This is a genomic window from Candidatus Aquicultor sp. (assembly GCA_036504445.1).
Classification (GTDB): Bacteria; Actinomycetota; Aquicultoria; order Aquicultorales; family Aquicultoraceae; genus DASXVE01.
Window position 1 is genome coordinate 97,794 of sequence record DASXVE010000025.1, and the last position, 19,513, is coordinate 117,306.

A 19,513-nucleotide genomic window follows, 5' to 3' on the forward strand; every position below is an offset into this window, starting at 1 on the left:
GTTAGAAGAATGGGCACGCTTCTCAAAGGCTATACTCGATAATTCTTCGCGTGCCTTTTCTTCACTTGCATAGTTCATTAAATTTACCGATTTTGTTTCTTTGGCTGATGCTGCAGTATAAGCTGCTTGGGCGTTCCGGGTCAGCAAAGGCGTATACGAGATTAGGAGAATTGACTAAGACTTTAAGCATCTAGCACTTCTTCCCTATCCTCAATTAGAAAACGCATACTAATAGGCTCATCGGGTTTCTCTGGTGCTTCATATGCGCTCATATTTTCCACGAAACCGTAATCCCTATAAAATCGAATACTTCTCTCATCATTTTTCGCATCCACTGCTATAAACTTAAATGCAACACCAAATTCCTCGTTAATGTCCTGAGAAAAACCCACGATACCGTTTAATAAATATCGTCCTATACCATGACTCTGATAGTCGCTGCATACGGCAAGCCGAGTGATTTTTAAAGCAGGATAATCTTCATAGGCCAGTTTTGGATGTTCACCAAGAATTCGTGCCTTTTCTCGAGTACTTAGACGGATTGCGTCGCCACATAGTGCGAAATAGGCAATAAGCTGGTTGTCGTAAAAAAACAAGCGTGGTTGTTGCTACTTTTTGATCAGCATGCGCGATGGCATCTTCAAGAAGAAATTCGTTTAGATCTTTGACACCACAGTCAAAATTTTCTGGTAAATTATCGGCGGTTAGTGGCTCGTAAGATAGCTTATCAGAATCGAAAGTAGCACTGGTCATGGAGATTATATAGCAGGAACGCTTTTCCAGCGTCTACGCATTTCCTTAGAGATTTCGCGAGCATGCTTAAGCTGGGCCTCTTTCTTTGCACTATACTTAGCATTCTTTAGGCTCTCATAAAAACGCTCTGCGTCCTTACCCTCTAAAATTGGTGTTGGCTCAATAGGCTTAGCCATTTCGGTCTCCCAGTGTTGTATCCCATAATGACGGAATACTCTAATATTATATATCGGCAATTTTGCAAGGTTTAAAACAGCAAAAGTGTGGTAATGGGCGGGAATAAGCTATAATTATTGCTTATAATCTGTTTGTCTTGATGATTTTATATTAGATGATTTTTACTAGATTAGCAAGAAATGTTGACAAAAAGTATAAGAAATGTAAACATTTCTTTACTATTGCCAGGCTATCAGGGATTATAAGTATTTATAATAATGGCTTTTCTGCGGTTTCTCTAGAGGTGGTAATAATGCCTATCCGTATATTCGGAAGTCATGGGGTAGTAAACTTAACGACACCAGAGGAAATTCTTAAGCTCTGGTTAAGTGACTACATTGAGCCACGCATACAAACGAGCTCGCTTAAGCGCTCTACCTTTATCCGCTATGAGGGCATACTTAATAACTATCTACTTCCCCACTTTGGTAAATGTAACCTGGTAAGTATCACACCGTCGATGATTCAGAAATTTCTATCGGGCAATATAAAAGAGGGTGAACTTGGCAACGGCTCGCTTAGAACCATACTTATAGTGCTAAATACAATCTTCGCTAGGGCGATTAAGTTTGGGTACTTGAAACAAAACCCGGCAAAAGAGATCGAGCGCCCAAAACTTGAAAACAAAGAAACGTACATCTTAACACCACAAGAAATACGCTAGCTCTTGGAAAAGGCAGAAGAGCCATATAAGACGTTGTTTACCGTGCTATTATGACCGGGTATAGGCGCGGTGAAATCTTAGGCTTTAAAGTGGGCTGATATTGATTTTGAGCGCAATTTAATCTTTGTGCGACGGCTCATCGCAGCGAGTTCTCCGAGCCTAAATCGAAACACAGCATCCGGGTTCTAGCTATGGATGATCGTTTAGCCTCTTCCCTTTTCAACCATAAATTAACAGCACCAGCAAACGAGCATGATCTTGTATTTTGCACTCCTGAGGGTGGCATTATAGACGGCGGCCATATTACCAAGGTAGCGTTTAAGAAGGCGCTAAAAGATGCTGGTATAGAAAAGCATATCCGCTTTCACGACCTCCGGCATAGCTTCGCAAGCCTCTTGATCTATAAGGGTGAGCGCCCGAAAGTTATTCAATCCATCATGGATCACGCAAATATCACAACCACAATGAACATTTATGGTCACTTAATGCCCGAAACCCACGTTGAAAGCGCTGCTAAGGTATCCTCTGCAATATTTGATGAGTAGTGTTTTTGATAACTACTTTTACTTGTATATCTTTAGAATAGCTTTATCAAAAACCTCTTTCATCGGCTTATTCTCATCGAACCAAACGCATTTGGCACCAACTTCGGTGACTGTCATAAGAGGTCCGCCACTCTTCAACATAACCACATCGCCTTTTTTAATTTCTTCCATAGCTATCTCCTCCTCTCTTCTACGTTGTATATATTCGACATAGATAATTGAACTCCTTCTGCTGCTATGCCTAACCTGGGCTTACCAAAAATGTATTTCATTAGAAGATACGTAAAAAGCACCAGTATTTTACGCTGGTGCTTTTAAGTTTTACCTGTTAAATACAGGTTTATACTTTGGCGGAGGTGCGTGGGAATCGAACCCACCAACCGAGGTTTAACCCGGCCGACTGGTTTTGAAGACCAGCTGAGCCACCAGGCCCAATCCACCTCCCTAAAAAGCGATGACGGATGTCCATCATCGCAATCTATACTATTTTGCCAGGTATACCGCAAAATTACAAGCTATATGGCTTGCCTTAACGGCGGTCACCAGCACCTACAGCCTCGATAATTACCGGCGGCCAAACAGCCAAGCCACCATTAACATGCTTTTACCGGACGATACGTGCTTCGCCCTGACGACGGGTGATGCCGATCATATCGAAGTACCCGAGGATCGGAATGACATACTTCCTCGAGGTGTCGAGAAGCTCACGCACATCCGCCGGGCTGATTTGCTTGCCCGAGAATTTTGCTTTCAAATCTTTCTTCGCCTGCTCGATGAGTGTGGCGTCAAAATACATATTCGGCGCGATACGCACCAGTTTATGCTCGCGCACCAGGTGATCGGCGAGTGAGTTTATCTTTTTAACCTCGAGATTCATCTCTTTGGAAAGAATCGTGGTCTCCGGCGGTGCGAACTTGGCATCGACGATCTTCTTCATGATCGAGCCGATGAGCTTCTCGTCTTCGCCCCCAACCGTGACCTTGGCCTTGGCATGAGCGATTTGCGCCTTATCGACGACGATCTTATTTGCCTGCTGCAGGTAACTTATAAAGGCATCGAACTCTTTGTCGGCCATCCAGTCGAAGAGCTGGTTCTTAATAATTTGTTTGCCTACCCACGGGTTGAGCGCGTTTTTCTGGAAGTGTTCGTTCAGGAATTCTTCAAAACGCTTAATTTGTTCATTAAACGCAGCTACGGTGATGTAGTTCTCCTGTTTGTCGACGGTGATCGAAGTGATCTCGGCGTTCTGTTTGAGTGTGACGAGACTCTCTTCGACTTTGTTCTCATCAAGCTCGCTTCTCACCCATAACTGCTTTGCGATTAAAAACCCCGGGGCTTCACGCACGTAAAGCCGCGCGATCGCCACCGGGTCGCCCTGTTCAAGGATGCGGCACCTTTCGGTAAAGTGCCCGGTGTGCGACGTCCTGAATTTTATCGGATGGCTGTCGAGTATCTTGCCGCCGCCGATGGTCTGGATCGGCGAGTAGCTTCTGACTACAAAATTATCATTATATTTAGGTATAAGCGGGCTCTCCAAGCGTACCTGAATAAACGCGGTTTCCCCCGGTGCCAGTACTTCGCGGTCGGTTAGGACGATGCGCGCCAGTACTTCGCTGGTGCCGTGATGCAAACGCACGCGCGCCCTGTTTTTAAGCTCGCGCGGCGCATTCTCTAAGAGCTTAAACTGCCCGTCAAACATCCAGGCCGGCGATAGAAACCCCGGCGCGAGAACGACATCGCCGCGCTCGATGTCATCTTTGTCGAGCCCGACCAGATTGAGCGCTACGCGCTGCCCTGCAACCGCCGTCTCCGCCTTGCTGCCGTGCACCTGAACATTGCGGATACGCACTTCTTTGTCGATGGGATAAACATGCGCGCGGTCGTCGAGGTGTATCTCGCCCGACCAGAGCGTACCGGTGACGACCGTGCCCGCGCCCGACATGGAAAACACGCGATCTACCGGCAAGCGGAACGGCGCGCTGTCCTGGCGCGGCACGATTCGCTGCGCGATCTCGTCAATCGTCTGCTTCAGCTCTTCGATGCCCATACCGGTCTTTCCCGATACCGGGACGATCGGCGCACCTTTCAGGCTCGTCTTGGCAAGCACTTGCTTGATCTCATCTTGGACGAGCGTAAGCCAATCGGGATCGGCGAGATCGGCCTTGGTAAGGGCCACGACGCCCTCTCTGATGCCGAGTAGATCGACGATTGCCAGGTGCTCTACAGTCTGCGGCATGACCGAATCATCCGCCGCAACAACCAGAAGCACGATGTCGATACCCGACGCCCCGGCGAGCATGTTCTTAACGAAACGCTCGTGCCCCGGCACGTCGACGATACCGAGGCGCTGGCCGCTCGGTAGAGTTAAGTGGGCAAATCCAAGCTCAATGGAGATGCCCCGTTTCTTTTCTTCTTCTAATCTATCCGTATCGATACCGGTGAGCGCCTTGATCAAGGTCGTTTTGCCGTGATCGATGTGCCCCGCCGTACCTAAAATTAATTGCTTCATCAGCTCTTTAAAACCTGCCTTACCAGATCAAACGCCGCCAGGACCTCATCGTCCTCCCCTTCCTGGATAGTGCGCGGGTCAAGAAGAGCGGAGCCCTCTTTAATCCGCACGATTACCGGTGGATCGTTTCGACGAAGCGCTTCCTCTACCGCATTTATACTCGCAAATGTCGGTGTCAGCGATACCACGACCGTCGGAAGCTCGGCCAACGGCAACGATCCGCCACCGACCCGGGATACTTCCGGCTCGGTGCGCACGATATAATCACCGCCGAGTGTACTGGTGAGCTGCTCCGCCAGCGTTTTCGCCCTGGCATCGAGCTCATCCAATTGCATGGTAAGCATTCGTATCGTCGGGTTTTTCTCCCGGACGTTATCCATATCAAGATAGTCCCTGAGCGTCGCCTCAAGCGCCGCCAGCGTCATCTTATCAACCCGCACGGCGCGTGCCAGCGGGTGTTTCTTCATCTTATTGATAAACTCCGCTTTGCCGACGATAATGCCTGCCTGGGGCCCTCCGAGGAGCTTGTCTCCGCTAAACGTGATAACATCAACGCCCGCGCGAACGCTCTCTTGCACCGTCGGTTCGTACGGCACGCCGTACTTGGAAAGATCGAGCAGCACACCGCTCCCCAGGTCTTCCATTACCGCAATACCCAGCTCGTCACCGAGCGCGACCATTTCCTCCAAACTCGGCTCGGCAGTAAAGCCCACGATACGGTAATTGCTGGTATGTACTTTCATAATCAGCGCCGTATTCTCCGTCACCGCGGCGCGGAAATCATCGATGTAGGTTTTGTTGGTAGTGCCGACTTCTCGCAGAATAGCGCCGCTTTGCCGCATCACGTCCGGGATACGGAATGAACCGCCGATCTCGACAAGCTGACCGCGCGAGCAAATCGATTCCTTACCGTTTGAGAGCGCGCTCAGTGCAAGCAGCACGGCAGACGCGTTATTGTTGACCACCATGCCGGCTTCGGAACCGGTGATCTTGGTTAGAACCGCCTCGACATGGCTGTGACGCGAGCCGCGAGCACCTTTTTCCAGGTCAAACTCGAGATTCGAATAATTCCCGGCGGCCATAACCACGGCCTCAATTGCATCTTTGCTAAGAATCGAACGCCCCAAATTTGTGTGAATCACGACGCCGGTCGCGTTAATAACTCGCTTTAAGCTCGGTGCGTACTGCTGCTCGAGCCACGCCACAAGCTCGCTGAGAAGTGAATCGATTGAAACATCAACACTTGTGAGCTCATCTTCATCCATTAAGAGAATCCTGCTGCGGCGCTCGTCGATGACGTAACGCACACCATCCACCACCAGCGGACGCGGATACGCTTCCAACAAATCTCGCACATCGGGTAAGTCGAGAACTTCATCGACTTTAGGTAATTGCCTCAAATACTCATTTTTTGACATAGGAACTCACTCCTGCATGTTCTCGACCATCAAAAAACCACGACATGCAAACCGCGTGGTTTTCGACACCATCTGATGTTATCGCTACTACGATTAAATCTATTTTCGCCGTAAATTTCAACTTGCTACACAACACGAATCGTGCCAGGCAATCCTTCTTCTATGCGGCCTATAACTGCGCGAGTCGCCACTCCGTTTGCCTCAAGCGCCGCCAGAAGAGCGGCCGCTTTAGCTTCGGGCACACTGATCATCAGGCCGCCCGACGTCTGCGGGTCGAACAATATCTCGTGCGGTATTTCACCATTCGCTTCAAACGTGACCAATTCCTGCAAGAACGCCATATTGCTTTTTGCTCCACCGGGAATAACCCCCTGCCGGGCAAAATCAATCGCCATCGGCCAAATCGGCAGTGAATTGATCTCGACGACCGCGGCAACGTCGCTGCCTTCGGCCATCTCTTTAAGGTGCCCGAGCAGGCCGAAACCGGTAACGTCGGTGCACGAACTCACGCCTATCGAGATCATCGCCTCGGCTGCCGCTTTATTCAGCGTCGCCGCGCTTTCGATAGCCGGCATAATATCATCCTCGCTAACGCGACCGAATTTTAGCGCGCTCGCCAAAATACCCATGCCGAGCGTTTTGGTAAGAATTAAAACATCGCCGGGCTTGGCGCTGCTATTTGAGATCACCTTATCGAGATCGACAACGCCGGTAACGGAAAGCCCGTATTTCGGCTCGTTATCCTGAATGCTGTGCCCACCGACGATGACCGCGCCGGATTCGCGCACTTTATCGCGCCCGCCCTGCAAAATCTTGCCGAGCATATCGAGGCCGAGATTGCACGGAAACGCGACGAGGTTAAGCGCGGTCAGCGGCTTGCCGCCCATTGCATAGATATCGCTTAGCGCATTTGCGGCGGCGATTTGCCCGAACATATATGGTGAATCGACGATCGGCGGGAAGAAATCGACTGTCTGAAGAAGCGCCGTGGTATCGTTGAACCTGTATACCGCGGCATCATCTGATGTATCGAAACCGACGACCAGCTCTTCCACCTCATCGGCCGGAATCCAGCTTAGTGCTTCCATGAGGTCACCCGGACCCATCTTCGCTGCTCAGCCGCTTTTACTTGAAAGCTGTGTCAGTCGCACGTTTTCCATTGCTACGCGTCCTTTCGTTTTTCTGTGTCTATAGATATCGCTAACGGGCTATAACATCCCGCAATATATTGGATTAATACTGTTAATTATAGCTGGAAATCTCTTTAGTGACAATACGGGGAACCATATAATAGCAGGTAGTCGCACACAACCGATGTTGCAGAGATATGCTCTAGAGGCCTATATCGCCCGCAGCCGCCGTCATCGCTTGAATGCCGAGGCCTATAAACTCATCAAGCGTGAAGCCAAAGCTCTCGCATGAAGCCATCTGCTCGCGGCTTGCGCCCTTGGCAAACGCTTTTTCTTTAAACCGGCGAAGCGCGAAATCGACCGTGGTCGAGGCCATCTTCTTATCTGAGGTCATAAGCGCGCAGGCCACCAGAAAGCCGGTGAGCGGATCGGTGGCGTACAGCGTCTTATCCATCAGGCTCTCGATCGGCACTTTCACAGCATGCGCCAGAATCGCATGGGTAACTTCCGGTGCGACATCGGTATCCTCAAGCATCCCGGCGGTTCTTAGCCCATGCACGTCGGGCCGATCGAATGTCTCATCGTAGTCGAGGTCGTGCAGCAAACCGGCGAGACCCCACTCGTCTACGTCCTCTTTGAAATGCTCGGCGAGAGCACGCATAATTGCTTCGGTTGCGAGCATATGCTTTATGAGGTTCTTGTTCTTTACGTTCTGTTTTACAAGTGCGAGTGCGGTATCCCTATTCATTGCCGACTGTCCCCTTCACCCTCTCTGCTAGCCAAGCAATCCACTCATCGAATCCCTCTTCCGTCTTACAGGAGAGCGGAATAATAGTGGCGCTTGGATTGAGTTGTTGCATTGTGTCGCGCAGGCGCTCCATGCTGAAATCAAAAATCGGCATGGCGTCGATTTTGTTAATTATGAGCACCGATGCGTCGCGGAAGATCGGCGGGTACTTAAGCGGTTTGTCATCGCCTTCCGGCACGGAGAGAATCACTACGCGTGCCGACTCGCCGAGCGTAAAATCGGCGGTGCATACCAGATTGCCCACGTTTTCAATTACCAGCAGGTCGGTCGCATCGAGATCAAGGCGCTCGATCGCCATTTTAACCATATTCGCTTCGAGGTGGCACGCGCCTCCGGTGTTAATCTGCACGGCTTGAATGCCGTGGGCGCGCATCGTTTCCGTGTCCACACTCGATGCCACATCGCCCTCGATGACCGCGGTCTGATAGTGCTCTTTCAGGCGCTCCGCCGTCTTGAGGATGAAACTGGTTTTACCGGCCCCCGGGGATGCCATAAGATTGACCGCAAAAAGGCTCTTCTCCTTAAACAGGCGAGCGTTTTCTACAGCGAGCGCGTCATTAGCGCCGAATATGCTTTCAAGTACTTTGATTTCCATTCTCATCACCTATGCACGTATGATATCAAGCTCGGCGAAGCCCGGCAGCTTTCGCTAGCCCGCTGCGGCCTGGCTCACGCCCTTCGCTGCGCTCTTGGTCAAGCCTTCGTTACTCGACTTCGATCGAGTCCACGTAGAATTCCTTACCCGAGACGAGCTCAACGGTAATCTCCCCGCACTTGGGGCAGATGTGGATGCCGAACTCATCGACCTCGCTCGTTTCGCCGCAGGCATGGCACTTAATGATTACCGGCACGTGTTCGATTACGAGCGTTGCACCCTTCGCGATCGTATCGTTGGTTAAATAGTCGAAGTAGAACTGCATCGAGTCTTCAACCAGGGCCATTAATTTGCCGGCCTTGACGCTGATTTTAAGTATCTTTGTCGCGTTATTCTGCTGTGCATTATCGATGGCGATATCGATAATGCCTTGCGTTAAACCTAATTCGTGCACGAACAAACCTCACAATTCTAGGCTATAGTACAGCTAGAATCAGAATATTACAATTGTCACAATTACACATGTACAAGATGTGTATGCCCGATGTCGGCCGGCACGCTACAACCAACGTGCGAGGAAGAGGCTAAGCTCGAATAAGACAATCAGAGCGGCACTCAATGCGAGCATATCAACGAGACCCCAATCGGGCGTGGCAACCGCCCCTATTATGAAGCAAGCTACGTACGCGAAACGCCAGTTAGCACGCAGTGTCTTACGGTCGACGATACCGAGCTTAATCAAGAGTAAGATTACGAGCGGCGTCTCGAATGATACGCCGAATGCCAGCGTAAAGAGCGCTACAAAATTAAGATAATCGTCAGCCTTGTTAACAAATGCAAGCTCCCCCACGCCCTGGGCTTGCAGCCAGCTGATTGCGGCCGGAAGAACGAGGAAAAACCCGAACGAAGCGCCGGCTAAAAATAGTATGATGAGAAACGGTAAGATTATCCACACGTAGCGACGCTCATTTTTCTTCATGGCGGGCGTGAGAAATGCGAGTAGCTGGTACACAATAAACGGCGATGTAAGGACAAACCCGCCGATGACAGCCAGCTTGAACCTGATCGCGAATATCTGCATAAAGCCAAACGCGGTCAGCTCTACGCCTTGCATGTCCGACGGCAATGGGTACTTTATGAAACCTATGAGGGGTTTAAAGAACGTATAGCAAAGAGCCGTCCCGATAACGAGCGCGATAACAGCATACATGAGCCTGCTGCGAAGCTCATCGAGGTGCTCCATAAATGTCATTTCATGCGCGGTCACAAACAAGCCTCCACGTAGGAATTGGTGTGCGGGTAGCAGAAATCATACCTTCACGCTATCCTTTTCAGCATCTTCCTTCGATGCTTCTTCCGCCGGTTCATCTTCCATATTTTTCATAGGCTCGATTAGGTCGCTCTGAATCGGATCGATAAGATCTTTTTGAACCGCCGACTGTATCCCCGATGTCGCTTTCTTAAACTCACTCATGGCTTTACCAAGGGTTTTCGCTATCTCGGGAAGACGGCTCGGCCCTAGAATTAAAAACGCTAAGACGAGTATGACAACAATTTCGGTTGGCCCCATACCTAACATAACTTACCTCCGAGAACAGTTTAACAGCGGCAAGCAGCCACGTCTAGAGATTACCATAATATTGTAACAACTGTTACAGCTGCAACACGGCGGTACTGTAAAAAGCGGCATAGCGCAAACCGCTGATGCCGCTTCATCATGTAGCTAGTATCAATTATGGTATTCGCTTTTACGGGATTTGTTTTACCAGACGCAAGATAACCTCATGATCCCTTACCTTGATCATCTCCACCTTATCCATGATGCTCGTCAAAAGGTCCATCCCGAGGTCCCTGTCCGGCGACGGGGCAAGAGGTTTTGCTGCAGCCCCTGTATCTTTGGCGATGTATTTCACATCGATCACCAGCTCGTCATCTTGGCGATAGGCACCGAGCTCGACCTCCTGATTTCCGTCGAGAGAGTCCTTGTGAAGCTGGAGAATGGCATTTGTGCATGCCTCAGAGACGGCGATCTTAATATCCTCGACCGCCTCGCTGTCAAACCCTAAGAACCCTGCAAACGCAGCAGTTATCAACCTCGCAACACCGACATATTCCGGTTTAGCGGGTATCTTCACGCTGGTTGTATCAAGTAAAGCATCCACTTATGATCCTTTTAAAGCGTTGATTGCTTCTTCCTCGGTCGTATAAATCGGAAAGACTTTAACAAGGCCGGTTATCCTGAAAATCTTTAGGATATTTTCTTGCGTGCAGACGAGTGCGATTGAACCCTGGTGAGACTTTACGCGCTTTAAGCCGCCGACCAATACGCCCAAGCCCGAACTGTCCATAAACTCGACCTTTTGCAAATCGATTATGATGTCGTATTTTCCCTCATCAACAAGGTCGATGAGGCGGCTTTTTAGTTTGGGTGCCGTATAAACATCGACTTCTCCTTCAAGAATAATGATGCCAATCCCATTTACCTCTTTGCTCTCGATCTTCAAATCCACTATTCCACCTCCAGCTGATACTTAAAAACACTTATACCACGTGAGAAATGCCACCAAACTTTTAGCCTATAGCACCTCACTGTTCGCATTCTCTCCTACTCAATATACCCCCAGCTCAACACCGGTTTCTTGCGTACCACATCTATATACCCCAAACGACTGCTGGTTAACCATGCTTTGCTTAGTTCATTCTATGCAAATAAGGGTTATCTGACAACCATACGCTCGTATAGCTTGCCTTAAGCGGCGTTCATAACGCCGCACTCTTCACAGAAATCGGCGCTTTTTCTATCGGTATCCGCAAGGTTGCTCGAGAAATACATGACACACTTTGGCGTCGAGCAGTGTCTTAAACCGAATATATGCCCGAGCTCGTGCACTGCTTCTTTCTCTACCCGAGAATAGAACCGCGCTTCCCCACCCGGCTCATCGATCCCCTCGCGAAGCCTGGTAAGTGAGATGACGCCGCAGCACCCATCAAGGATGGCCTGGCCGAAAACAAAATTAAATCCGGGTGAGAAGATATCGACATCGATAACCGCCAGTAGTTTTCCGGAAGACCCATCCCGGATACCCCGCAAGTCTTTAAGAAGAAGGCTGCCATTATATTGGCCTCGTGCGCTATTGTATGGGCCGGGCGGAAGCGGTGTGCGCGGATTAACCGCAACACGTCTTTCAAATTTCCGCCCTACAATTGCCGCAATATGATTGATAACTTCATCGGAAATGTCGCCGAATGGAAGGATCGTGATCGGATCGGTTTGCAGCAAGCTATTTTTCACTATGGCCCTCCCGGCGGTATGCCCGCAATATCTCGATGACTTCGGCATCGGTGGTCTGTTCAAATGATTCGTAAAATTGGCCGACGGCGTAGAAGATATCGTGAAACTCAAGACACACGAGCTCATCAACCTCGGGTTTGAGCCGCATATAGGTATCGGTTGGGGCGACCGGCACTGCGAGCACAGTTTTTGAAGGGTTCTGGCGTTTGACCGCATGGATCGCCGCCAACGCAGTATAGCCGGTCGCCAGCCCATCATCGACTATGATGGCTATCCTGTTGGTGAGCGGCGGCTCTTTACTGTCGCCAAGATACAGACGCCGGCGGCGCTCGATCTCAGCCATTTGTTTCGCCGCTTCCTGCTCGACATACTCCCGCGATATGCCAAGTTGCCGCACAAGGGATTCGTTAATGATTACCTCACCTTGTGCGGCGGCGCCGATTGCGAGTTCGGGGTTACCGGGCGCGCCGATTTTGCGCGGGGTGATAATGTCGAGATCGACTCCGAGTATCCTCACGACTTCGTTGCCGACAACGACACCGCCGCGAGGAATCGCCAGCACAACGGCATCTGCCTCTTTGTATTCACCTTCCAGCCGGAGTGCGAGTTTACGCCCTGCGTCTACCCGGTCTTTGAACATCCAAGCCCCCTGTTTGTTGTCATGCTTGTTATGCTCATTTTTAGGTCAAAAAAAACAGCAGGTCAAGAACCTGCTGTTGCAAACTGATACCATCAACTATGACTCTGCGCTCTTGCCTTTCTCGATAAGTTCCTTAACCTTCTGGCCGCCTTTGTGACCAATTTCCTCGTAGAACTCGTGACCGTATTTCTCTTTAACTACCTGACCGCCTTTTTTGCCGCCTTTATGACCTATTCCCTCATAAAATTCCGGACCGTATTTTTTCGACGTAGTTTCGCCGCCCTTTTCACCAATCTTCTCATAGAACTCGGGACCGTATTTTTTCGAGGTCGTCTCGCCGCCCTTGCGGCCCGCCTCGCTGACTGTCATTTTGCCTTTGTCCTCTGCCATTTTTGTCGCCCCCTTTCTTTCACTTAATTGATACCCACGGATTTCTCATCTAAACGTTACGGACCTCGGGGAGCACCCGCCTGCAATAAAAAAGGGCGGCTAAACCGCCCTTTGCACAACATCAACAACACACATAATGCGATGAGTTCTTTTGGTAATTTCAGCAGCTACTCCGCAGCTTTCTTGCCCTCTTCAATGAGGCGCTTTACCTTCTGGCCGCCTTTGTGACCGATCTCTTCGTAGAATTCGTGCCCGTATTTCTGCTTGGTGGTCTGGCCGCCTTTCTTTCCGCCTTTGTGACCGATCTCTTCGTAGAACTCGGGACCGTATTTTTTCGCGGTGGTTTCGCCGCCCTTGCGGCCCGCCTCGCTGACTGTCATTTTGCCTTTGTCCTCTGCCACTTCCGTCGCCCCCTTTCGTGCTTTTCTTACCCTGCATTCAGGACTTTAAACATTTCCTTAGCAGAGTAACCCGTGGGATGACCCCGGAATTGGGCAGCCGTCAATTTGGTGCAACTCGCGCGCGAGTTGACTATAATCGTGGGAGATTCTCAGGGAGGTATGTTATGAAAGTCCTGGTAATAGGCAATATTGGTTTTGACTTAATGGCTCCATACTTACAAAAGGAGGGCATTGAGACCATCCTGGTCATTACCACTCGCGAACCGCTGAACGCGGAATACGCGGATCATGCCTACTTCTATCAATCCGAAACAGATTTCTGGCCCCTGGTAGACCTCGCGGTTGAAGAACAAGCCGACGCGGTCATCTCGATTTCGGGCCCCGATCCCGCCAATCTGCGCGACGGGCACGTCAAGGATGTCCTTGAGCGCGAATTTAATATTCCTGTTCTTGCTAACCCTCTACAAGCGGTGCAAATCGCCGCCGACAAAGAAAAGACGAAGGAATTCTTACATCGGCATGGGTTCCCCGCAACGGAAGGGCACGTAGTAAGTTCGCGCTCTGAAGCCTTCGAAGCTGCCGACAAGTACGGGTACCCGCTCGTGCTCAAGCTCATCGATCACTCGGGCGGTACCGGGATGCAGATCGTACACAATCGCCTTGACCTCATCAAGGGTATGGGCTCGAGCGAAGGCAGAGTTTTAATCGAAAAGTACACGGCAGGACCGGAATTCTCGGTTGAAGTGCTTAACTTCGATGGAAAAACGTTGCCTATGCTGCCGGTGTTTAAAGGATACACGAATCATGAGTGCCTGCACCCGATGGAGCGCGTAAAACTGGCACCGGCGCCGTTGCCCGAAATCGACATCGCACACTTGCGAGATCTCGCGCGTGACGTTATCGGCACGCTTGGTGTCCAGCCGACCGGCGACGTCGACATAGTATGGTCGGAAGATGGGCCGCGTATACTAGAGATCAACCCGCGCTTTGGCGGTGTTACTGCTTTATCCATGGCGGCAAGCGGCATAATATCCTATCACGCGCTGATCGATATGTTGCTCGGCCGCTGGAAAACGACCGATTACCACTTCGACCGTCACTTTGCCGCGGACATGCCGTTTTTCTCAGATATCGATTATGACCGTGTCCGCAATATCCTGCATATTGAGGGCGTCTTCAGAGTAAAGATCCAGAAGCTTAAACAGACATCCGGCCGTATTGCCTTAAAGGCAAAGACCAGAGAAGAATTGTTAGATGCCGCACGGCAAGTATCTGCAATATGCGATTGTGCGGATTGCTATACTGCGCTTGAAAGTTTACCGGAAAAACTCGAACTGGCCGCTGCCGTATAAGCAGCCAAGCAATAATGCATTCTTCATTGCAGACTAAAAGTGGTAGCTACCACGGCAGCTACCACTTTTATGCTTAAGCCTATACAAACAAGTTTGGCATGACTAACGAGCTGCTTGTTTACCGCGCTCGATAAGCTCTTTGACCTTCTGACCACCCTTGTGTCCAATTTCCTCGTAGAACTCACGGCCATATTTTTTAGCGGTTGTTTTGCCGCCTTTGCGTCCTGCTTCGCTTACTGTCATTTTGCCTTTTTCCTCTGCCATATCTAAAACACCTCCTCATAGACTAGCCATTGGCACTTATTTTTTACCCCGGGTATACATCTCTTAAACTCCGATTGCTTAGGTGGCTGCATGAACTTTTTAACCAATTCCACCGTTTTTAAACCTGGTGCATGCCGGAAAAGCGCTTAGGCCTCCTATCCTCCAGTTTCCTTCCCTTTTTCTATTAAATCCCTAACCTTTTGGCCGCCTTTATGCCCAATCTCTTCATAGAATTCATGCCCATATTTTTCTTTAGTGGTCTGACCGCCTTTGGGGCCCCCTATCTTACCACCTTTTTCACCAATCTCTTCATAAAATTCACGGCCGTACCGCTGTGAGGTGGTTTCGCCGCCTTTGCGACCTGCATCACTGACGGTCATTTTGCCTTTATCCTCCGGCACAATTATCACCTCCTTCCAAAATGTTAACTGTACCACCGGAAAGATTGCTTTTGTTAACCAAGGTTCTACCCAGGAGCACCACCCTTAAACCAACCAGATGAGATTCGGGGACACAAATAAAAAAGGGACAGCCACCGGGCTGCCCCTTGTCTAACTATCTTCGGGCTGTTTCAACGTTAGGCCCTCTTTTTGCCCTCCTCGATGAGGCGTTTTACCTTTTGACCGCCTTTGTGACCGATCTCTTCATAGAACTCAGGGCCGTATTTCTTCGAGGTCGTTTGACCGCCTTTCTTGCCAATCTCCTCATAAAACTCCGGGCCATAACGTTTTGAGGTGGTTTCGCCACCCTTGCGTCCAGCCTCGCTTACCGTCATTTTGCCTTTGTTCTCTGCCATCGTTTTCACCTCCTGCCGCTAAGCTACGATGCGCGCGGTTTGCTTATGTGCGTTTTTTTCCTTCTTCAATCAAGTGTTTAACTTTTTGACCGCCTTTGTGACCGATCTCTTCATAGAACTCAGGGCCGTACTTGCGTGCCGTTGCCTCGCCGCCTTTTTCTCCGATCTTCTCGTAGAATTCCGGGCCGTACTTCTTAGAGGTGGTCTCGCCGCCTTTTTCTCCGATCTTCTCGTAGAATTCCGGGCCGTACTTCTTAGAGGTGGTCTGACCGCCTTTGCGCCCGGCCTCACTTACCGTCATTTTTCCCTTTTCTTGAGCCACCGCTTTCACCTCCCACCGCCAACTCGCAATAGTTGGCATTGGACCTACAGCGGAACATTATCAGCATCTCGTACGAGGATTTATTCCCCCGCCGTTTTACTTTTACCCGCAAACATCAACAATCAATCGCCGAATAATTTAAATTTTTACCCTTAAAGAGTTACCCACTTCGTCAATCTTTAAACATGAGCTAACTGCCCCTATTCTTAAGCTTCTGAATCACGTGATCTATGATGTCCTGTGCAACATCACGCCCGGTGGCTTCCATGATCCCGCCCCATGCCGGTGCTCCATTTACCTCTAACACGTAGTTGCCCTCAGGGCCTTCTATGATATCTACACCGGTGTAATCAAGCCCGAGACATCGGCTAATACGAACCGATATATCTCTTTGTTCGTCGGTGAGCGTTGTGGCGACCGGCATGCCGCCGGCCCGTATGTTGGTCTTCCAGCGACCGATTTTGGCTATACGGTAGATTGAGGCAACTACCTCATCGCCGACAACAAAGGCGCGAATATCGCGCCCTGGATTCGCTATATATTCTTGCAAACACAAACATTTATACTCATCAAGCAAGCGCCTAAGCCGTGTAGCCGCATCACGCTCATCCTGCTGCACTCGGATAACGCCGTATCCCTGAAACCCATAGAGCGGTTTGGCGATGATGTCGGAATGCTCTCGGAGAAAGTCCGTCGCGTCTTCCAGCTCTTGCACGATCAGGCTGGCCGGCACCCGAAAGCCATGCTCTTGCAGAATATAGCTGGTTAAGAACTTGCTTTCGGCAACCTGCAGCGCTGCCGGGGAGTTGATCATGAGAATGCCGAGGCGCTCCAGCTGTTCAAACACTTCAAACTGAAAATCGGCTTCCCCTTCGAAATTTAATCCCCGAATAACCAGAGCGTCGAATTCCCGTGCCGGGGTCGTGCCGATTCTAATAGCATGCTGCCCGTTAAGCTGCACCGCGAATTGGATAGGGTCGACAACACGAGCATTTGCCACACGTTGTGCTGCTGCAAATAAATCGTGACTGGTTTCGTCTACGTCGTATTGCCCTGTAACGATACCGATATTATACACACGTTCTCCTTAACGCATTGCATGTAGCCTAGTAGCACGGTTGATTTTACCCGCCGAATTGGTGATTAAACGTGTCGTGAAGGTATGGGTAAGAGAATATGGGTACAGGATACGTACTATGCAGGATATGTGTGCTCCGGCCAAGCTTTTTATCGGCACGGCGGGATGGAGCTATAAACATTGGAAAGAGGTCTTCTATTCTCCGGACTTGCCGCAAACACAGTGGCTTGCGTTTTACGCACGTCACTATTCAACGGTGGAGATCAATAACTCGTTTTACCGTTTGCCGACACGAGAAACATTTGCGAGGTGGTACGAGGAAACACCGCCGGAATTTGTTTTTTCGGTAAAAGCAAGCCGCTATATCACGCACGTAAAGAAGCTAACCGGTATAGAAGACGCCTGGCACAAGTTTATTGAGAACGCGCAAGGCTTGCAAGAGAAACTCGGCCCGATCCTGTTTCAGTTCCCCGCCAATTTACATATCAACAGCATGAAGCTTCATGGTTTTTTAGAGATGCTACCGGGGGACAGGCGCTATGCCTTCGAGTTTCGCCACCCGTCGTGGTTTACCGGTGAGATTTATGCCCTACTGGAGGAGACAGGCGCCGCACTCGTCATTGCCGATTCGCCCAACTGGCCTGAAGTAATAAAGATAACGGCGCCGTTTACCTTTATTCGGATGCATGGCGGCAAAGCGCTGTATGGCTCAAACTATACGCTCGATGAATTGAGGATGTGGGCAGAAAAAATCGCCGGCTTTTTAGACCGGCGATTAGATGTTTACGTCTATTTTAATAATGATGCCTTCGGCTATGCCACTATCAACGCGACTCAACTCACAGAGTTTCTTACACGCTAAGGTTTTGTCGTGCTCGGTACCACCGGGGCATTTAGATCAATACTGGGTGCTACCGCACTATTTGCCGGGGTGCCTTTTTGCTCTTTCTTAAGAACGTCGATTGCGTTCTTTGCATCAGCTGCCCTTTCACCCGCTTTATCAAGCTTGATGTACTTCTCATATGCTTTGATAGCCTCGCCGGTCCTACCCTGTGCCGTATAGAAAACACCGAGGTTGTAATAAGCCGGTGCAAACTCAGGGTTTACTTTGGTCGCATCGAGAGCTTGCGCGGTGGCTGTTTCAATTTGACCAATTGAGAAATATGAGATCGACATGTCGACCTTGGCTTGCACGTTCTTCGGATCGAGCGCGAGCCCCTTCTCATAGGCTGCGATGGCTTTGTCTTTCTGATTCGCATCATAATAGGCATTGCCAAGCGATATCCAAGAATCCGCTTTATTCGGGTTCTTTGCGGCCGCCGCCTCAAGCTGAGTAATTGTTCCCGAGACATTCCCCGTGTTATTGGTCGCCGTATTCGACGAATTCGATCCGAGCGTGTCAAGCAATGACGGGATATAGACTACGATGAAGGCTAGTGAGACGACGACGGCACCAATCTTTGTTACTATGCCTACCCTTTTTTTGTCTAAGAGCACTTTCTTCTACTCCCTTATCGTTATTTGCGTAATATTTACGCAAGTACGGCAGAAATAGTATCCTCCATTTCTGCCGCCTTTGTTCCAGCATATTTAATAACTTCATTGTCAGTGTACTATACTTAATACAATTGCAACACCGCTATATGCAATATTGCATATATTCTGGCCTCATGGCCTTGGTGATCTTACTTCTTGCTTGGATCCTTGCCAGCCGGAACTTCAACCGACTGGCTCTTCGGAACCACACTGCTAGAAGCCGGAACATCGCTGGTTTTACTAGCCCCTGTACCATGACCTGACGCTGTACCCGATGTGACTTTTGTGAACCCGGTTGCAGCATCAATTTGACCTTGCGACATCGCTGGAGCCGTGGTTCCAGTCGTTCCGCCTGTTGTGCCGACGCCGAGATCCGGATGACCGGATGGTAGCTGACCGCTATTAACCTGAGCTTCCGTTAATGTTGGTGCTGTAGTAGAGCCACCTGCACCGCTCACACCTGAGGCGGATGATGAAAGACCGCTGGATGGCGGAACTGTTGTGCCGGGCTGAGGGCCGGCAAAAAGACTATTAACGAAGAAACCGAGCACAAACGCTACAACAGCGATTGCAACAGTCCACATTAAATCTACTTGCTGGGGCAGCCCCAATCCCTCCGACTTAGTTGTCGCTGGCTTCTTCGTGTTCGTTTTCTTTGGAGCCGGTTTATTACCGGGAGCGTTTTTGGCCTTATCGTTCGTACTATTATCTGCCAACGCACTAACCTCCCTTCACTAACTATACTTACATAATGTGTGATAGTGAAAAACATCACACGATAAAATAATACCTCTTTAGCGTGCG

At 50.0% G+C, this 19,513-nt stretch carries 28 protein-coding genes and 1 tRNA gene; 4 read left to right on the plus strand and 25 right to left on the minus strand.

Translation table 11 applies throughout. From position 1 onward, the window contains the following. Positions 1-182: 182 nt before the first annotated feature. Positions 183-596 carry a GNAT family N-acetyltransferase gene (locus VGK02_07955; GenBank protein HEY3374977.1) on the minus strand — a complete coding sequence of 138 codons (414 nt, stop codon included), beginning with the start codon at positions 594-596 and terminating at the stop codon, positions 183-185. A 162-nt stretch (positions 597-758) separates the two neighbouring features. Beyond that, positions 759-929, minus strand: coding sequence for a hypothetical protein (locus VGK02_07960; protein HEY3374978.1), 171 nt, complete (start codon positions 927-929; stop codon positions 759-761). Between the two features lie 293 nt (positions 930-1,222). Here VGK02_07960 and VGK02_07965 point away from each other — a divergent pair, with 293 nt between their 5' ends. Together VGK02_07965 and VGK02_07970 are read left to right on the plus strand one after the other, a co-directional pair. Continuing rightward, on the plus strand, positions 1,223-1,633 hold the full coding sequence (locus VGK02_07965) for an N-terminal phage integrase SAM-like domain-containing protein (GenBank protein ID HEY3374979.1): 411 nt from the start codon (positions 1,223-1,225) through the stop codon (positions 1,631-1,633). 191 nt (positions 1,634-1,824) lie between these two features. After that, the gene (locus tag VGK02_07970; protein HEY3374980.1) at positions 1,825-2,178 is read left to right on the plus strand and encodes a tyrosine-type recombinase/integrase; all 354 of its coding nucleotides are present in this window, start codon (positions 1,825-1,827) and stop codon (positions 2,176-2,178) included. Positions 2,179-2,196: 18 nt separating this feature from the next. On the opposite strand, the gene VGK02_07975 is transcribed toward VGK02_07970, so the two are convergent. The 16 genes from VGK02_07975 to VGK02_08050 form a co-directional block, all read right to left on the minus strand. After that, a complete protein-coding gene (locus VGK02_07975) occupies positions 2,197-2,349 on the minus strand; it encodes a DUF2158 domain-containing protein (protein ID HEY3374981.1) in 153 nt (50 codons plus the stop codon). Between the two features lie 177 nt (positions 2,350-2,526). Beyond that, positions 2,527-2,622 (minus strand) — tRNA-Sec (locus VGK02_07980). A gap of 160 nt (positions 2,623-2,782) precedes the next feature. Beyond that, positions 2,783-4,687 carry a selenocysteine-specific translation elongation factor gene (selB, locus tag VGK02_07985; protein HEY3374982.1) on the minus strand — a complete coding sequence of 635 codons (1,905 nt, stop codon included), beginning with the start codon at positions 4,685-4,687 and terminating at the stop codon, positions 2,783-2,785. Next, complete coding sequence (gene selA, locus VGK02_07990; GenBank protein HEY3374983.1) at positions 4,687-6,105, minus strand: L-seryl-tRNA(Sec) selenium transferase; 1,419 nt, start codon at positions 6,103-6,105, stop codon at positions 4,687-4,689. Before selA ends, selB begins: the two co-directional genes overlap by 1 nt. A 125-nt stretch (positions 6,106-6,230) precedes the next feature. Beyond that, positions 6,231-7,265, minus strand: coding sequence for a selenide, water dikinase SelD (gene selD, locus VGK02_07995; protein ID HEY3374984.1), 1,035 nt, complete (start codon positions 7,263-7,265; stop codon positions 6,231-6,233). A 172-nt stretch (positions 7,266-7,437) separates the two neighbouring features. Then, positions 7,438-7,983, minus strand: coding sequence for an HD domain-containing protein (locus tag VGK02_08000; protein HEY3374985.1), 546 nt, complete (start codon positions 7,981-7,983; stop codon positions 7,438-7,440). Next, a complete protein-coding gene (gene hypB / locus VGK02_08005; GenBank protein ID HEY3374986.1) occupies positions 7,976-8,638 on the minus strand; it encodes a hydrogenase nickel incorporation protein HypB in 663 nt (220 codons plus the stop codon). The genes VGK02_08000 and hypB overlap by 8 nt, the downstream gene beginning before the upstream one ends. 109 nt (positions 8,639-8,747) lie before the next feature. After that, a complete protein-coding gene (hypA, locus tag VGK02_08010; protein HEY3374987.1) occupies positions 8,748-9,092 on the minus strand; it encodes a hydrogenase maturation nickel metallochaperone HypA in 345 nt (114 codons plus the stop codon). A gap of 105 nt (positions 9,093-9,197) precedes the next feature. Next, the gene (gene tatC / locus VGK02_08015) at positions 9,198-9,905 is read right to left on the minus strand and encodes a twin-arginine translocase subunit TatC (protein ID HEY3374988.1); all 708 of its coding nucleotides are present in this window, start codon (positions 9,903-9,905) and stop codon (positions 9,198-9,200) included. Positions 9,906-9,947: 42 nt separating this feature from the next. Then, the gene (locus VGK02_08020) at positions 9,948-10,217 is read right to left on the minus strand and encodes a twin-arginine translocase TatA/TatE family subunit (protein ID HEY3374989.1); all 270 of its coding nucleotides are present in this window, start codon (positions 10,215-10,217) and stop codon (positions 9,948-9,950) included. Positions 10,218-10,386: 169 nt separating this feature from the next. Further along, a complete protein-coding gene (locus tag VGK02_08025) occupies positions 10,387-10,800 on the minus strand; it encodes an ATP-binding protein (GenBank protein HEY3374990.1) in 414 nt (137 codons plus the stop codon). After that, complete coding sequence (locus VGK02_08030; GenBank protein ID HEY3374991.1) at positions 10,801-11,148, minus strand: STAS domain-containing protein; 348 nt, start codon at positions 11,146-11,148, stop codon at positions 10,801-10,803. A 239-nt stretch (positions 11,149-11,387) separates the two neighbouring features. After that, positions 11,388-11,930, minus strand: coding sequence for an archaemetzincin family Zn-dependent metalloprotease (locus VGK02_08035; GenBank protein HEY3374992.1), 543 nt, complete (start codon positions 11,928-11,930; stop codon positions 11,388-11,390). After that, positions 11,920-12,570, minus strand: a complete 651-nt coding sequence (locus tag VGK02_08040; protein ID HEY3374993.1) for a phosphoribosyltransferase family protein — start codon at positions 12,568-12,570, stop codon at positions 11,920-11,922. The genes VGK02_08035 and VGK02_08040 overlap by 11 nt, the downstream gene beginning before the upstream one ends. A 96-nt stretch (positions 12,571-12,666) precedes the next feature. Further along, the gene (locus VGK02_08045; protein HEY3374994.1) at positions 12,667-12,960 is read right to left on the minus strand and encodes a hypothetical protein; all 294 of its coding nucleotides are present in this window, start codon (positions 12,958-12,960) and stop codon (positions 12,667-12,669) included. A 167-nt stretch (positions 12,961-13,127) separates the two neighbouring features. Next, a complete protein-coding gene (locus tag VGK02_08050; protein ID HEY3374995.1) occupies positions 13,128-13,361 on the minus strand; it encodes a hypothetical protein in 234 nt (77 codons plus the stop codon). 164 nt (positions 13,362-13,525) lie between these two features. On the opposite strand from VGK02_08050, the gene VGK02_08055 reads away from it, so the two are divergent. Then, complete coding sequence (locus VGK02_08055; GenBank protein HEY3374996.1) at positions 13,526-14,713, plus strand: ATP-grasp domain-containing protein; 1,188 nt, start codon at positions 13,526-13,528, stop codon at positions 14,711-14,713. A gap of 102 nt (positions 14,714-14,815) precedes the next feature. On the opposite strand, the gene VGK02_08060 is transcribed toward VGK02_08055, so the two are convergent. The 5 genes from VGK02_08060 to VGK02_08080 form a co-directional block, all read right to left on the minus strand. Further along, positions 14,816-14,977: a KGG domain-containing protein gene (locus VGK02_08060; GenBank protein ID HEY3374997.1), complete on the minus strand. Its 162-nt coding sequence runs from the start codon at positions 14,975-14,977 to the stop codon at positions 14,816-14,818. 155 nt (positions 14,978-15,132) lie between these two features. Next, on the minus strand, positions 15,133-15,378 hold the full coding sequence (locus tag VGK02_08065; protein ID HEY3374998.1) for a hypothetical protein: 246 nt from the start codon (positions 15,376-15,378) through the stop codon (positions 15,133-15,135). A gap of 176 nt (positions 15,379-15,554) precedes the next feature. Next, on the minus strand, positions 15,555-15,773 hold the full coding sequence (locus tag VGK02_08070) for a KGG domain-containing protein (protein ID HEY3374999.1): 219 nt from the start codon (positions 15,771-15,773) through the stop codon (positions 15,555-15,557). Positions 15,774-15,816: 43 nt separating this feature from the next. Then, positions 15,817-16,095, minus strand: a complete 279-nt coding sequence (locus VGK02_08075; protein HEY3375000.1) for a general stress protein — start codon at positions 16,093-16,095, stop codon at positions 15,817-15,819. 190 nt (positions 16,096-16,285) lie between these two features. After that, on the minus strand, positions 16,286-17,173 hold the full coding sequence (locus tag VGK02_08080; GenBank protein ID HEY3375001.1) for a RimK family alpha-L-glutamate ligase: 888 nt from the start codon (positions 17,171-17,173) through the stop codon (positions 16,286-16,288). Positions 17,174-17,291: 118 nt separating this feature from the next. On the opposite strand from VGK02_08080, the gene VGK02_08085 reads away from it, so the two are divergent. Beyond that, on the plus strand, positions 17,292-18,035 hold the full coding sequence (locus tag VGK02_08085; protein HEY3375002.1) for a DUF72 domain-containing protein: 744 nt from the start codon (positions 17,292-17,294) through the stop codon (positions 18,033-18,035). On the opposite strand, the gene VGK02_08090 is transcribed toward VGK02_08085, so the two are convergent. Both VGK02_08090 and VGK02_08095 read right to left on the minus strand, forming a co-directional pair. Continuing rightward, the gene (locus VGK02_08090; GenBank protein HEY3375003.1) at positions 18,032-18,670 is read right to left on the minus strand and encodes a tetratricopeptide repeat protein; all 639 of its coding nucleotides are present in this window, start codon (positions 18,668-18,670) and stop codon (positions 18,032-18,034) included. The genes VGK02_08085 and VGK02_08090 overlap by 4 nt on opposite strands. 188 nt (positions 18,671-18,858) lie before the next feature. Continuing rightward, positions 18,859-19,425, minus strand: a complete 567-nt coding sequence (locus VGK02_08095) for a hypothetical protein (protein HEY3375004.1) — start codon at positions 19,423-19,425, stop codon at positions 18,859-18,861. Positions 19,426-19,513: the final 88 nt, after the last annotated feature.